Origin of the sequence: Jiangella muralis (assembly GCF_001270745.1) — a bacterium.
In the GTDB taxonomy this organism is placed as follows: Bacteria; Actinomycetota; Actinomycetes; order Jiangellales; family Jiangellaceae; genus Jiangella; species Jiangella muralis.
In genome coordinates, this window is the sequence record NZ_KQ434752.1 from 73,137 (window position 1) to 87,075 (window position 13,939).

General features: G+C 71.5%; 12 protein-coding genes. 9 read left to right on the forward strand and 3 right to left on the reverse strand.

What is annotated here, in order from left to right:
• The first annotated feature begins 85 nt into the window (after positions 1-85).
• The 8 genes from ACW62_RS03260 to ACW62_RS03295 are packed head-to-tail and all read left to right on the forward strand — an operon-like array spanning position 86 to position 9,769.
• On the forward strand, positions 86-1,117 hold the full coding sequence (locus tag ACW62_RS03260; protein WP_083459144.1) for a Gfo/Idh/MocA family protein: 1,032 nt from the start codon (positions 86-88) through the stop codon (positions 1,115-1,117).
• Positions 1,114-2,475: an ABC transporter substrate-binding protein gene (locus ACW62_RS03265; protein ID WP_053202662.1), complete on the forward strand. Its 1,362-nt coding sequence runs from the start codon at positions 1,114-1,116 to the stop codon at positions 2,473-2,475. Before ACW62_RS03260 ends, ACW62_RS03265 begins: the two co-directional genes overlap by 4 nt.
• Before the next feature lie 31 nt (positions 2,476-2,506).
• Positions 2,507-3,406, forward strand: coding sequence for a carbohydrate ABC transporter permease (locus ACW62_RS03270; protein ID WP_157574346.1), 900 nt, complete (start codon positions 2,507-2,509; stop codon positions 3,404-3,406).
• Positions 3,406-4,314 (forward strand): carbohydrate ABC transporter permease, encoded by a 909-nt coding sequence (locus ACW62_RS03275; protein ID WP_053202664.1) that lies wholly within the window; start codon positions 3,406-3,408, stop codon positions 4,312-4,314. The genes ACW62_RS03270 and ACW62_RS03275 overlap by 1 nt, the downstream gene beginning before the upstream one ends.
• A 1-nt stretch (position 4,315) precedes the next feature.
• Positions 4,316-6,475 (forward strand): hypothetical protein, encoded by a 2,160-nt coding sequence (locus tag ACW62_RS03280; RefSeq protein ID WP_053202665.1) that lies wholly within the window; start codon positions 4,316-4,318, stop codon positions 6,473-6,475.
• Entirely contained in the window at positions 6,472-8,103 is a 1,632-nt protein-coding gene (locus ACW62_RS03285; protein WP_053202666.1) for an amidohydrolase family protein, read from the forward strand. Before ACW62_RS03280 ends, ACW62_RS03285 begins: the two co-directional genes overlap by 4 nt.
• Complete coding sequence (locus tag ACW62_RS03290) at positions 8,103-8,975, forward strand: fumarylacetoacetate hydrolase family protein (protein WP_083459146.1); 873 nt, start codon at positions 8,103-8,105, stop codon at positions 8,973-8,975. The genes ACW62_RS03285 and ACW62_RS03290 overlap by 1 nt, the downstream gene beginning before the upstream one ends.
• On the forward strand, positions 8,975-9,769 hold the full coding sequence (locus tag ACW62_RS03295) for a carbon-nitrogen hydrolase family protein (RefSeq protein WP_053202667.1): 795 nt from the start codon (positions 8,975-8,977) through the stop codon (positions 9,767-9,769). The genes ACW62_RS03290 and ACW62_RS03295 overlap by 1 nt, the downstream gene beginning before the upstream one ends.
• 440 nt (positions 9,770-10,209) lie before the next feature.
• Here the strand turns inward: ACW62_RS03295 and ACW62_RS03300 are convergent, their stop codons facing one another.
• Together ACW62_RS03300 and ACW62_RS32880 are read right to left on the reverse strand one after the other, a co-directional pair.
• Positions 10,210-10,797, reverse strand: coding sequence for an ImmA/IrrE family metallo-endopeptidase (locus ACW62_RS03300; protein ID WP_053202668.1), 588 nt, complete (start codon positions 10,795-10,797; stop codon positions 10,210-10,212).
• Between the two features lie 6 nt (positions 10,798-10,803).
• Complete coding sequence (locus ACW62_RS32880; protein ID WP_083459148.1) at positions 10,804-11,172, reverse strand: helix-turn-helix domain-containing protein; 369 nt, start codon at positions 11,170-11,172, stop codon at positions 10,804-10,806.
• A gap of 298 nt (positions 11,173-11,470) precedes the next feature.
• Between ACW62_RS32880 and ACW62_RS03305 the strand changes: the two genes are divergently transcribed.
• Positions 11,471-11,695: a DUF2188 domain-containing protein gene (locus tag ACW62_RS03305; RefSeq protein WP_053202669.1), complete on the forward strand. Its 225-nt coding sequence runs from the start codon at positions 11,471-11,473 to the stop codon at positions 11,693-11,695.
• Between the two features lie 160 nt (positions 11,696-11,855).
• Here ACW62_RS03305 and ACW62_RS03310 read toward each other — a convergent pair whose 3' ends face one another.
• A complete protein-coding gene (locus ACW62_RS03310; RefSeq protein WP_053202670.1) occupies positions 11,856-13,874 on the reverse strand; it encodes a ligand-binding sensor domain-containing protein in 2,019 nt (672 codons plus the stop codon).
• Positions 13,875-13,939: the final 65 nt, after the last annotated feature.

Sequence of the window (13,939 nt, forward strand, 5' to 3'; positions counted from 1 at the left end):
CAGCGCTTGCTGGCGCGGTCGCACGGCCCCTAGCGTGACGGCTTCGCCGCACTTCCGCAGCGGCCGACGGGGAGGACACCGCATCGTGGATCAGCTCGGCATGGGCATCGTGGGCACGGGCATCATGGCCCGCCAGCACGCCGCCGTCCTCGCCGCCTACCACCGCAGCCGCGTCGCCGGGTGGAGCAGCCGCAACCCGGCGGCGGCCACCGGCCTGGACGAGTTCGGCCCGGCGCCGGTGTACGGCGACCTGGCAGCACTGCTCGCCGACGACTCCGTCGGCGCCGTCCTCGTCGCCACCCCCGACCACGCGCACGCCGAGGCGGCGCTGGCCGCCATCGCGGCCGGCAAGTCGGTGCTGATCGAGAAGCCGCTGGCCACGACGGCGGACGACGCCCGCCGCATCCGGGACGCGGCGCGATCCGCCGGGGTCACCGCGATGACGCTCTACAACCACCGCTGGGTGCCGGCCTACTGGCAGGCGCACGAGCGGTCAGCCGGCGGCGCCCTGGGCCGGCCGGTGCTCGCCTACGCCCGCAAGAACGACACCATCTACGTGCCGACGCAGATGCTCGACTGGGCCGATCAGACGACGCCGTCGCTGTTCCTGTCCGGGCACGACCTCGACCTCATCCTCTGGTACTTCGAGGAGCACGTGGTCGAGGTCTACGCGACCGCGGTGCACGGCGTGCTCCGCGACCGCGGCATCGACACCCCCGACGCCGTCCAGGCCCAGCTGCGGCTGTCCGGCGGCGCCGTCGTCACGCTCGAGGCGTGCTGGATCTACCCCGACACCTTCCCCACCATGACCGACTCGTTCCTCGAGCTCGTGTTCAGCGACGCGGTGATCCACCTGGACCGCAAGCACGAGCAGATCGAGCTCGCCACACACGAGTCGTTCGCGTATCCGCGTAACCAGCTCGCGGGCCGGGTCGGCGGCAAGCCGTCCGGCTCGATCGCGGGTGCGGTCGAACACTTCGTCGACGCCGTGCTGGACGGCCGGCCGCCGATCGTGTCGATCGACAGCTCGGTGCACGTCACCGAGGTTCTCGCCGCCATCGACCGGTCCTGGCGCTCTGGCCGGCCGGTCGACCTGACCGTGGAGTCCAACTCATGAAGACACGTTCGCTCCTCCGCGCCACCGCCGTGGCGACCGCCGTCATGCTGAGCCTGTCGGCCTGCATCACCGGCTCCGACTCCGGCGACGAGCCGGAGACCGAGAGCACGGGTGGCGGCGACGCCAGCGGCGGCGCCGCGGCCGAGATCACCGGCCCGCTCGAGGTCGTCAGCTTCTACCCCGAGGGCTCGCCCGACTTCGACCGGCTCAGCGGCCTGGCCGAGGAGTTCGAATCGCGGCACCCGGGCGTCGACGTGACGCTCACCTTCGGCGGCGGCCAGGACGTGCCGCAGATCGAGGCCCGCTGGCGGGCCGGCGACCCGCCGGACGTCAACTACGGCTTCCTCGACGCGTCCGTGCCGGACGGCGGCCCGTGGGTGTCGGCCGGCCAGGTGCTGCCGCTGGATGACCCAATGCAGCAGCCGCTCGAGGGCTACGACGGCAGCTGGGAGGACGCGATCCTGCCCGGCGTGCGGCCGCTGCTCAGCGTCGACGACACGATCTACAGCGCACCCGAGTCGGTGACGACGCTGCAGTTCTTCTACAACGCCGCGCTCTTCGCCGAGAACGGCATCGAGGCGCCGCAGACCTTCGAGGACCTCGTCGCCGCGGCCGACACGCTGAAGGCGGCCGGCGTCGCGCCGTTCACCGTCACCGGCACGTTCCTGCCGTACCTGCAGATGTACTGGGACTACCTGGCGTTGCGCCACATCGGGCTGGAGGGCCTGCAGCAGGCCATCGCCGGTGAGGTCGAGCTGGCGTCGCTGCCCGGCGCCGCCGAGGCGGCCGCCGACCTGGAGCGGCTGACGTCCGGCGGGTACTTCCTCGACGGCTTCCGCGGCGTCGACTTCACCTCCGCGCAGATGTCGTTCTTCCAGGGCGACGCGGCGATGATCCTGATGGGCTCGTGGCTGATCGGCGAGATGTCCGCCGCCATCCCCGAGGGCTTCGAGGTCGGCACGTTCGCGTTCCCGACGGTCGACGGCGGCAGCGGCGACCAGGACGGCCTGTTCGGCGGCACCAACGGGCAGATCGTCGCGAAGGACGGCGAGAACCCCGACGCCGCCGTGGCGTGGCTGCAGTTCGTCGCGGAGCCGGAGAACCAGACCGCCTACGTCCAGAACACCGGCGGTATCTCCGCCTACACCGGCATCGCCGCGCCGGAGGGCTTCGAGGACGTCACCGCCATGCTGGAGGACGGCGCCGCGTTCGCCCCGTCGTACATGGGCATCCTCGCGCTGAGCCAGGAGGTCCAGAACGCCTACCAGCAGCCGATCGCGCAGCTGTTCTTCGGCGAGATCGACGGCGCCACCATGCTCAGCCAGATGTCCGACGGCCTGCAGTCGGCCGCGGGCTGACCGCCGCCCGTACCCGCGGAGAGGAGAGACGGTGCCACGCAGCCGGCCCAACCTGCTCGAGCGACAACGCCGCCGCCTCGTGGTGCCGTTCCTCCTGCCGGCCCTGGTGCTGTACGCGCTGTTCATGCTGTACCCGGCGGTCACGACGTTCTACGTGGCGCTGACCAAGTGGGACGGCGTGAACGCACCGGAGTGGGCCGGCGCGGCCAACTTCACCCGGCTCACCGAGGACTCGCTGTTCAGCAGCACGATCACGCACACGATCGTGTTCACGGTGCTCGGCGCGCTGGTCCTGTTCCCCGGCGCGATGTTCTTCGGCTACGTGACGCAGCGGATGCGGCTGGGCCGGGTGTACCGGTTCCTGATCCTGGCGCCGGTCGCGCTGTCCGTCACCACCGCGGCGCTGCTGTGGAAGTTCCTGGTCGACCCGAACTTCGGCGCGGTGCAGAGCGTGCTGCGCGCGATCGGGCTGGACTCGCTCGCCTCGGTGGAACTGCTCGGCCGGCCGTCGACGGCGATGCTCATGGTGGTGCTGGCGACGGTCTGGCACGGCATCGGGCTGTGGATGATGTTCTTCGCGGCCGCCGCCGAGCGGGTTCCGGCCGAGCTCAAGGAGGCCGCGACGCTGGACGGCGCCAGCTCGTTCCAGGTGTTCCGTCACGTCGTCTGGCCACTGATGTGGGAGGTCACCCGGACGCTGCTGATCCTCTGGATGATCCAGGGGCTGCAGACGTTCGCGTTCATCATCGCGATGACGAACGGCGGCCCGCTGCGCGCCACCGAGGTGATCGGGACCTACCTCTACAAGGTCGCGTTCGCGTCGTCCGAGTTCGGCTACGCCGCGGCCATCGCCGTCGTGCTGTTCGCGGCGATCCTCGTCCTCACGCTGCTCTCCCAGCGGCTCACCCGGCGCGAAAGCGAGCAGTACTGATGACGACCCCGACCGCCACCCCGCCGGCCGTCGCCGCGGCTCCCCCGCCGGCGCCGTCGCCGCCGCGGCGCCGGCCACCGGTCCGGCCCGGCCGCATGCTCAGCCACCTCGCGCTGGTGTCGTACTGCCTGACGTCGGTCAGCGCGTTCGTCTGGTGCGTCATGGTGTCACTGAAGACGAACCCGGAGTTCTTCTCCAGCAGCCCGTGGTCGCTGCCGCAGGACCCACAGTTCGGCAACTACGCCGAGGCGTGGAACGGCGCGCAGATCAGCCGGTTCTTCCTCAACAGCCTCTACGTGACGGTCACCAGCGTCGGCGTGAGCCTGCTGTTCGCGGTGATGGCGGCGTACGTGCTAGCCAGGGTGGACTTCCCGGGGAAGTCGGTGGTGCGGCTGGTGTTCCTCAGCGGGCTGATGATGCCGGCCTTCCTGGTGATCGTGCCGCTGTACTTCCTGCTCCGGAACCTCGGCCTGCTCGGGTCGCTGCACGGGCTGGTGCTGGTGTACATCGCCACCCAGATCCCGTTCAGCATCTACCTGCTGAGCAGCTTCTTCCAGTCACTGCCGAAGGAGCTGGAGGAGGCCGCCTGCATGGACGGCGCCTCGCCCACCCGCACGTTCTTCTCCGTCGTGCTGCCGCAGGTGTCGCCGGCGGTCGCCAGCGTGGCGCTGCTGAACACGCTGACGATCTGGAACGAGTTCTTCTTCGCCCTGGTGTTCCTCACCGACCCGCAGCAGCAGACGATCCCCGTCGGCCTGCTCGGACTCTCGGTGAACGCGCAGTACAGCGCCAACTGGGTGCAGTTGTTCGCGGGCCTGGTGATCACCATGATCCCGATGCTCATCCTCTTCGCCTTCGCGCAGGACCGCATCGCGCGGGGCGTCAGTGTCGGCGCGTTGAAGGGCTGAGATGACCGACGTACGACTGAACGTCAGCGAGGAGATCGGCGTCGCCCGGTCCGGCGAGGTGGTGGTGTGCGGCGTGCCGTTCGCTGCTGCCGGGCCGGTGTCGGTGCTGGTGGACGGCGCCGTGGTGCCGCACCAGTCGCTGTGGCGGCGGGGCGGGTGGGCCGGGCTGGCGTTCCCGGTGTCCGTCGGCGCGCGGGCGTCGGCGGAGGTGGTCGTGCGGCCGGCGGGTGAAGCTGGTCCCCCGCCGGCCGTGACGTCTTCGGCCGGGGCGTCCGGGCTGTCGCTGACGACGGGGGTGGTGACGGCGGAGATCGGGCTGTCCCCGTTCACCGTCGCGATCCCAGCGCTGGGCGTGCCCGCGGCCTCGGTGGTCCTGGTCGACGGCGACGGTGTCCGGCACGCCGCAGTGGTGCCGGACGGCGGTGTCACCGTCACGCAGGCCGGGCCGCTGCTCGCGGAGGTCTCGCTGACCGGGCGGTACGGGTCGTCGTGGGGGTTCCGGGCCCGGCTGACGGCCAGGGCCGGGGCCTCCTCGGTGGACCTCTCCGTCGGGCTGGTCAACGACGACGACGCGGCGGAGAGCGAGGTCGCCGAGTGGGCCGTCGAGCTGGACGCCGGGCCGGTGGCGACCGCCGTCACCGGCGTCTTCGGGGCCGCCCACCGCGGCGCCCCGCCGTACGCCGTCCAGCACCGCGGCGAGGGCCACCCGCGCGGCATCTTCGCGACGTCGCAGGTGGTGGGCGGGTCGGGCTGGCAGGACGTCAGCGACCCGGACTACTGGTCGCGCTGGGAATGGGCCGAACTGCACGGCCGTCAGGCGGTGAACTGGCTGGTCGCGTCGCGGCCGGGCGGCGAGGATGTCACCGTCGCCGTCCACCGGTTCGCCGAGAACCACCCGAGCGACCTCGCCGTGTCACCGTCCGGCGTGACCGTCCGGTTCTGGCCGTCCGACGCGGGCGCGCTGCGGCTCACGCAGGGCGCGGCGAAGACCCGGCAGCTGCGGCTGACCGGCGGCGACGACCGGCGGGCCGGGCCGGTGCTGGACTCGCCGCTGGTGCCCGCCCTCCGCTCGGCCGTCCCCGGCTACCTGCCGTACCTGCCGGAGCGCTACCCGAACCTGGAATCGCACATCCGCGAGGAGCTGTCCAGCTGGTACCAGTCCGGGCAGTCGCTGGGCTTCCACGACTTCGGTGACAGCGTGCAGGGCATCACGACCGGCCCGCGCACCGGGTACAGCGCGAACAACGAGCACGACGCGCTGCTGGCGCTGTCGCTGCACCACCTGCGCTCCGGCGAACGGGCGTACTACGACTCCGCCCAGGCCTACGCCGACCACCTGTGCGACGTCGACCTCATCCACCACAGCACCCACCCGCACGAGGTCGGCGGGCTGCGGGCGCACGGGCGGGCGCACGTGCACTACGTCTCCGCGCGGACCCCCGACGGGCCGGTGCGGACGTCGATCGACACCGGGCACCTGTGGACCGAAGGGCTGGTGCTGTTCGGGCAGCTGTCCGGCGAGACCCGGTACCTGGACGCCGCGCGGCAGGTGGCCGACTGCATCGTCGGGCTCGTCGACCTCGGCTGGACCCGGCCGGAGCCGGGGCCGCGCAACAGCGGCTGGCCGCTGATGGCACTGTGCGCCGTCGCATCGGCGACCGGTTCGTCCGTCTACCTGGACGCCGCTCTGCGGACCGCCAAGGCGGCGGTGGCCGCGCAGCACCCGGACGGGCGCTGGCTGATGCGGCTCGGGCTGGCCGACGACTACTGCGCCTGGCAGAACGCCGTCCTGCTGATCGGGCTGGCCCGGCTGCAGGCGCTGTCGCCGTCGTCCGAGGTGGCCGCGGCCTTCGACGCCGGGGCGCGGGCGCTGCTGACGCTCGGCCGCAACCCCGACGGCAGCTTCGTCTACCTGTCCCGGTTCGACTACCGGTGGGCGAACCGGGCGGCGCTGATCCGCGAGGCGCTGGCGCTCGCCTTCGACGCCACCGGCGACGACGCGTACCTGCGGGCCGGGCTGGCCGGCGGGTCGCGCTGGTACCGGCCGCGGACGCTGGCGCCGGCGCTGAGCAACGACGTCGCCGAGTGGCGCGGGCACCTGCCGTTCCTGCTCCGGGCGCATGAGGCCGGGCTGCTCACCGACCTGCCGGACGCCGGATGACCGGCGACGTGCGGATCGACGCGAACGTCGTCGTCGGGCCGTGGCCGTCCGACGCGCACGCGTCGTGGACCGTCGACGACGTCGAACGGCACCTGGACCGGTACGGCCTGTCGTACGGGCTGGTGCGGTCCGCGCTCGCCGTCACGTACGACGCGCCGTCGGGGAATTCCTCGCTGCTGAAGGAGGTCGAGGGGCACCCGCGGCTGCTGCCGTCGTTCGTGCTGGGACCGCTGGACTGCGGTGAGCACGGCGCCGATGCGGTCGCCGAGGCGAAGGCGATCTGGCTGTTGCCGGCGCGGCACGGGTGGAATCTCACGGGACCGGAGGCCGGCTCGCTGCAAGACGTGCTGCGGCGGGCCGGTCTCCCCGTGTTCGTGGAGCTCGAGGAGACCGACTGGTCCGGGATCGACGCACTCTGCGCCGCGCTCCCCGACGTCGACGTCGTCGTCTGCGGCATCGGGTACCGGACGCTGCGGCAGGCGCTCCCCGTCATGGACCGGCGGCCGCGGCTGCACCTGGACCTCTCCTATTTGGCCGCGCTGGACGGGCTGGAGCTGTTCGCCGCCCGGTACGGCGCGTCGCGGCTGCTGTTCGGCACCGGCGCCCCCGTCCGCGACGAGGCGGCGCCGTCGTTCCTGCTGGAGCGCTCGGGGTTGTCGGCGGACGACCGGGCGATGGTGGCCGGCGGGACGGCCGCCCGGCTGCTCGGCCTCGCCGGCGGCGTTGCCGCCCAGCCCACGCCCGCCGACGCCGTTCACGCCACGTTGTCACAGCCCGCCCGTAGGGTGGGAGCCCTCCCGGCCGGGCGGGGTCCAGCTACGGTCGCGAACCGCGCCGGCCGCACCGAGTACCCGGACATCGTCGACGCGCACGCTCATCTGGGCCGCTGGCCGTCGTCGTGGCTGCCGCACCCCGAGGCGGACACGCTGCTGGCCGCGTACGACCGCACCGGCACCCGGCACGCCGTCATCTCGCACCTGAGCGCCATCTGGGGTGGCGACACCCCCGCCGGGAACGCGGCCGCGCTGGCCGCCGCGGCCGCCCACCCGGACCGGCTCTCCGTCTGGCTGGTCGCGAACCCGAACCGGCCGCAGGACGCCGGGTTGCTGGCCGAGCAGCTGGGCTCCCCACTGGTGCGCGGATTCAAGGTGCACCCGGACACCCACGACTGCCCGATCGACGACGCCCGCTACGACTGGGTGTGGCGACTCGCGCTGAACGCGTCCGTGCCGGTGCTGGCGCACGGGTTCGCCGGGACGACGCACAGCGACCCGCTGCTGTTCGGCCACGTCGCCGCGCGGCACCCCGGGCTGCCGCTGATCGTCGGCCACTCCGGCGCCACCGTCGACGGGTTCCGCCGCACCATCGACGTCGGCCTGCGCTACCCGTCCATCCTGGCCGAGACCTGCGGTTCCTGGATGACCGGCCGGTGGCTGCGCCGCCTGGTCGCCGCGCTCGGTGCGTCACGCGTGCTGCACGGCACCGACGCGTGCCTCATCGATCCCCGGTACGGCGTCGGGCGGGTGCTCGGCGCCGGTCTCGACCCGGCCGATCTGGCCCTCGTGCTCGGCGGCAACGCCCGCCGGGTACTCGGGCTGTCTTCACCGTCCCCGCTTGGAGGTCACTGATGTTCCTCTGCCGTATCCGCACCGACGCCGGCGTCGTCCCCGCCGTCCGCATCGACGACGAGACACTGCTCGACCTGACGCCCGTCGCCCGCGCGGCCGGGGACGACCTGGTCGCGCTGGCCGCGACGCCCGGACTGGCGGCCGCCGTGGCATCGCTCGCGGAGGACGACGCCGCCGTGCGGATCCCGGTGGCGTCGGCGCGGTTCGAGGTGCCGGTCGCCCGCCCGCAGAAGATCGTCTGCGTCGCCCTCAACTACGTCGCGCACGCCGAGGAGGGCGCGCAGGCCGTCCCGGCCGAGCCGGTGATCTTCTTCAAGCCGCCGTCGTCGCTGCTCCCGCACGGCGAGACCGTCCGCTGCCCGGAACGGTCGTCGCGGCTGGACTTCGAGGTCGAATTGGCCGTCGTCATCGGGACGCGGGCCCGCGACGTCGCGGTCGCCGACTGGCGCGACGTCGTCGCCGGCTACACCGTCCTCAACGACATGACGGCGCGCGACCTCCAGCTGGTCGCGATCGAGAAGAACCAGCCGTGGGACCACAGCAAGGGCTTCGACACGTTCGCGCCGTGCGGCCCGTACCTCGTCACGGCCGACGAGATCGCCGACCCCGGCTCGCTCGATCTCTCCCTGACGACCGACGGCGTGCTGCGCCAGTCGTCGAACACCCGGCACATGGTGTTCGGCGTGCCGGAGCTGATCTCCGTCATCTCGGCCGGGATCACCCTCGAGCCGGGCGACATCATCGCCACCGGCACCCCGTCCGGCATCGGCCGGGTCGACGACGGCGGCACCATGGTCGCCACCGTCGAGGGCGTCGGCTCGCTGGTCAACCCGGTCGCGTACGACCGCGCCGCCGTCGCCGCCCCCGCCTGATGCCCGTCGCGGTCGCGTGCGCCCAGGTCGCTCCGGTCCTGGGCGCGGTCCCGTCCAACCAGGCCCGCTCGGCGGCCCAGGCCCGCTCGGCCGCCGCTGCCGGCGCGTCGCTGGTGGTGTTCCCGGAATGCGCGGTGACCGGGTACCCGTTCTCGCGCGAAGACGCCTCGGCGGTGGCCGGGCCGGCCGACGCCGTCGGCTCGCTGGCCGCCTCCCTGGGCGTGCACATCGCCGCCGGCCACATCGAGGCGGCCGGCCCGGACCTGTACGACGCGCTCTCGCTGTTCGGCCCCGACGGCGCACGGCTGGCGACGTACCGGAAGGCGCACCTGTTCAGCACCGAGCGGACGGTCTACGCGGCGGGCTCGTCACCGGTCGTCGTCGACACCGCGGTGGGCCGGCTCGGGCTGACGGTCTGCTACGACCTGATCTTCCCCGAGTACGTCCGCGCCCTCGTCGACGCCGGCGCGTCGATGATCGTCAACGCGACCAACTGGATCACCGACCCGTGGCAGGCCGGGATGGGCTGGGACGGCTCGATGGTGCGGTCGCTGGCGCGGGTGCGGGCCCTGGAGAACGGCGTGCCGGTGGTGATGTCGTGCCTGGCCGGCTCGGGCGGCGGCTTCACCAGCATCGGCCACTCCACCATCGCCGGCCCGTCCGGCCGCGTCCTGGCCACCCTCGACGCCGCTGAAGGCGTCGCCGTCGCCGAGGTCGTTACCGACGACGCCGACGCCCGCCGCTGGTCCGAACTCGCCACCTACCGCGCCGATCGCCGCCCGGACCTCTACTGAGTCAGCGCTCGGTGGACCTCTCGCCCATCGAGGAAGAGCCAGCCGCAGGCGATGTCGTGGTCGGCGTCCTCCGACCACAGCATGCCCGCGACCCGCCAGAGCGAACTGACCGTGTCGCGAAGTGCCCCGACCTCGGTGACCTCCGCATAGGTCCACGGCAACGGACGTCGCTGGAGAACCGCAGCTCTCTCATCTCGGTGCAGCGAAGCACGTGCGGCGTGAGGGTGCCGTACGACTTCAATTCGACGCGCAGGTCACACGTGCGGGCGAGACCACCTCCACCGCCAGCTCGCGTGAGCGTGCTCCCCCACAGTTCCGCCGCGAAGTTCATGCCGACGGGGGCGCCTCCGAGGGCTTCGCCGTCGCCGAGGTGGCCACCTACCGCGCCGACCGACGCCGGAGACCTCTACACCCGTTGATCGATAGAGGCCGCCAGGTACCTAGACGCGACCTTGCGCTTTCGCAATGCGCTGTGCGCCACTGACGTTCAAGCGCCATCGGACCATGTCCGCACTACAGCCGAACCTACTGGCAGCTTCGGCAACGGACATGCCTACTCGTGCGATCCACCGAGCGCCCTTCCCCGGGATCAGCAGGGCCCCGCCGAGGTAGCTCGCCTCGTCCTCGACATCGCCAGCCCAGTTCCGGCACCCGCGATCGTCGATCGCGGCAGACGCCGGGTGAAGTAGGAGCCCGTGTGCCAGCTCGTGCGTGATGTTGCTGGCTTGTCTTCCCGTGTCGTGTCGGTCATTGTGCACGATCACGCGTTCTGGACCTCGAAATACGGTCATCGCAGAGAAGGCGTCGCTGCTCTGAGATTGAAGCTCGAGGATCGCCTCCTTCACACTGCGGCCATCTTCGGAGCCGCTCGATCGTCCGCTGACGTCAGTCAAGGTCCACACCGGGATCTCAAGATGATCAGCAAGTATTTGCGGGTCCAGGCGCTTGGTGTTGCCAAGGTCCAGTTCTGCTCTCATCTCCTCGGCCAGCGCCTCGGCCTCAGACTTGAAACCCCTCCTGAGCGCCATGGGCCGTCATCTCTTGGGTGCAACTGCGTCATAGGTGGCCTTCACGACCTTGGCGATGGCTTCGGCCGCCTCCGGCGTGAGGCTTCGATCGGCTCTGAGGTAAGTGGAGATCGCCGCCACCGGATCCGGCTCTGGCTCCCCGTGAACCCGACGTACAAAGTCGTCAGCTCGAAGGCTCGCCCAATCGACGAGCGCCGCGAGGCTGTCGACATCGGGTCGTTTGCCTTGCGCTAATCGTGTGAGGGTCGAAGGACTGACGTGGGCCGCCTTGGCCACGTCCTTCCAGAGCAACTCTTGCTCCTGTCGCCGCCGATCTAGCGCCTCAAAGAAGGCTCCTGCATCAAACGATCCACGATCCGCCACCCAGCACCCCATTCGACTATCGACATCGGTTTGCACTCTTGAAATCGACCGCCTAGGCTGTTCGCCTGTAGACGCCTGATTGCAGGCTAGCAACTCGCGCGAGGATCCCCTAGGACCGTCGGAAAGGAGGAGCACATGTCTCGGAGGACCACGAGCAGCTCGCGTGGCCGCAGCGCGATCACGGGCAGGTTCGTCATGCAGTCGACCGTCAAGCGGAGCCCGAAGACCACGGTCAATGAATCCACGAAGGCGAAGTCCAAGGGGAAGCGCTGAGGTGGCGTTCCCCCACACAACCCGAGAGGTCACCAAGATGCCCGTGAGGAAGATCTACTTCGTCCAGTACCTCGACTCGCGCTGGAAGGTGCGGCACAACCAGAACACCGTGAGCGCCCACGCGGTGAAGACCGACGCCGTGACGGCCGGGGTCAAGGTCGCGAAGTCGAACGCGCCCAGCACGCTGAAGATCTGCCGGATCGACGGCACGATCGAGGACGAGCGCACCTACGAGGACGACCCGTTCCCGCCGCGCGGCTGACGGATCGCACCCTGGGGGCCGTCGATCAAATACTGGTCGACGGCCCCGACTCACGTCCAAGAACTCAGGCCGGCGCGGGGCCGACGATAACGCCCATCTCCGTCTCCGCATGTGAGGTGCACTTACCGCGGGTCTGAGGAGGTCTAACCTGGGCGGCGGCTTACGGGGTCCAGCGCATCACCTTCGTGCCGCTCCCCCAGTACACCCGCCCCGCGTCGTCGAAGGCGATGGTGCGGTAGTAGCCGCCACCCACCTCGGCCAGCGTCGTGACGGCGTCCGTGGCGGGGTCGATGCGGAACAACGCGCTGCCGCCGGTGCCGTACACCCACCCGTCCGGGCCGGTGGCCAGGGCGTTCGCCGAGCCGAGCGGGAACGCGCCCAACCCGGTCACCGTCCGCGTCGACGGGTCGAAGCGGAACCACTGGCCGTCGAGGGTCGACCCGTAGACCTGGCCGTTGCCGGCCACCGCGAGCGAGGCGATCCACGTCGAGCCGGGTACCGGGACCACCGCATGCGTCACCGTCGAGGACGACTCGTCGAACACGAGCAGCTGGGCGTCGCCGGAGGCCGTGACGCCGTCGCCGTGGGTGGTGGTGCCCGCGTAGACCTCGCCGTCGCCCGCGGCCAGCGCGAACAGGTTCTGGTCGCCGGCCAGCCCGCGCCACGACGAGACCGAGTGCGTCGCCGGGTCGATCCGCGACAGCGCGCCGCCCAGCTGGCCGTACGCCGCCCCGGACGCGAGGAACACGTCGCCGGACGAGCCCTGGACCATGTCCCACGGCCGGTACTGCTCGTCGCCGACGGGGCCGAGGTCGAGCGGGTTCGACGCACCGGGGTCGGTCCCCGGCGCCCAGGGTCGCGCGGGGTCGTACACGGTCACCACGTTGTGCGTGTACGAGCCCATGTACAGCTCGTCGTCGGTGGCGGCGAGGGACAGGATCTCCCCGCTCCGCCCGGCGGCGACACCGCCCAGGACGGTCGTCGCCCCAGAAGCAGGGTCGATCCGGAACAGCGCGTTCGTCTCATAGGTGCCGCCGTAGATCGCGCCGTCCGGCCCGGTCCGCAGCGCCGTCACGTTGCTGCCGGAACCGGTGAAGGCCAGCTGCGACGTCACCACCTCGCCGGTCTCCGGGTTGTAGCGGCCGAACAGGCCCTTCGACCCGACCCCGACCAGCCACTCCGACCCGTCGTCGAGAACGGTCCGGGACAGCTGCCCGGACACCCACGACGCGTCGGTCAGCCACTCGCAGCCGCCGGTGCGGAAGTCGTAGCGGACGATGCCGTACGCGGAGCCCGGGCAGGTCCCGACGGCGTACGCGCGGTTCGCGTCGATCGGGACGATGCCGGTCCCGCTCAGCCCCGGCACCTCGCCGGCGAACACCGTCCGGGTGCCGCGCAGCTCGAACCGCAGCACCCGCTGGTCCGGCACCACCAGCTGCACCAGCAGGGTGGTGCCGACGACGGCGGCGTTGTAGGCGAACGAGTAGTCCGCGTACTCGGGCGGCAGGATCGACGTCGCGACGCCGGTGCGGGTGTCGACGATGTTGGCGGACGCGGGGGTGCCGCCGCCGACGAAGACGCGGCGGCCGTCGAGGGGCGCGATCGCCTTCGCGTACAGCCGGTCGGCCTGGACGGTGCCGAGGTCGGTCAGCGCCGACGACTCCTGGTCGTACGAGAACAGCTTCCCCGACGGGTAGCTGCCGAGGTACGTCTTGCCGCCGCGGCCGGCGCCGACCCCGAAGAAGAACGTGTGCCCGATGTCCGTCTCGTCGCTGGTGGCGACGATCTCCACCAGCTCGGTGGCCGGGTCGTAGCGCCACAGGTGCGCCAGCCCGTCGCCGTGCTGGGTGGCGAGGTACACGCGGCCGTCCGAGCCGATCGACGTGTGGTAGCCGCCCCACGAGTCGGGCATCGGCAGCTCCTTGACCAGCTCGCCGGTCTCGACGTCGATGGCGAAGAACGAGACGCCGGGCGAGCTGGCCGCGTAGGTGCTGCCGTACAGGGTGGGACGGCCGTCGCGGTCGGCGCCGACGACGCTGTCCAGGATGAGGTAGTTCGAGATCGGCACGCCGAGGTCCTCGACGGTGCCGGTCGTGGCGGGAGTGGCGGGCGCCGCGGCGCCCGCGGTCGCCGTCGTCACGAGGACGGTGGCGAGCACAGCGGTGATCCATCTGAGCATCCGGGTCTCCTCTGTTGTGATCACCCGGACGGTAGGGCCTGCGGCGGGTCCGGCCCAGGCTCGTG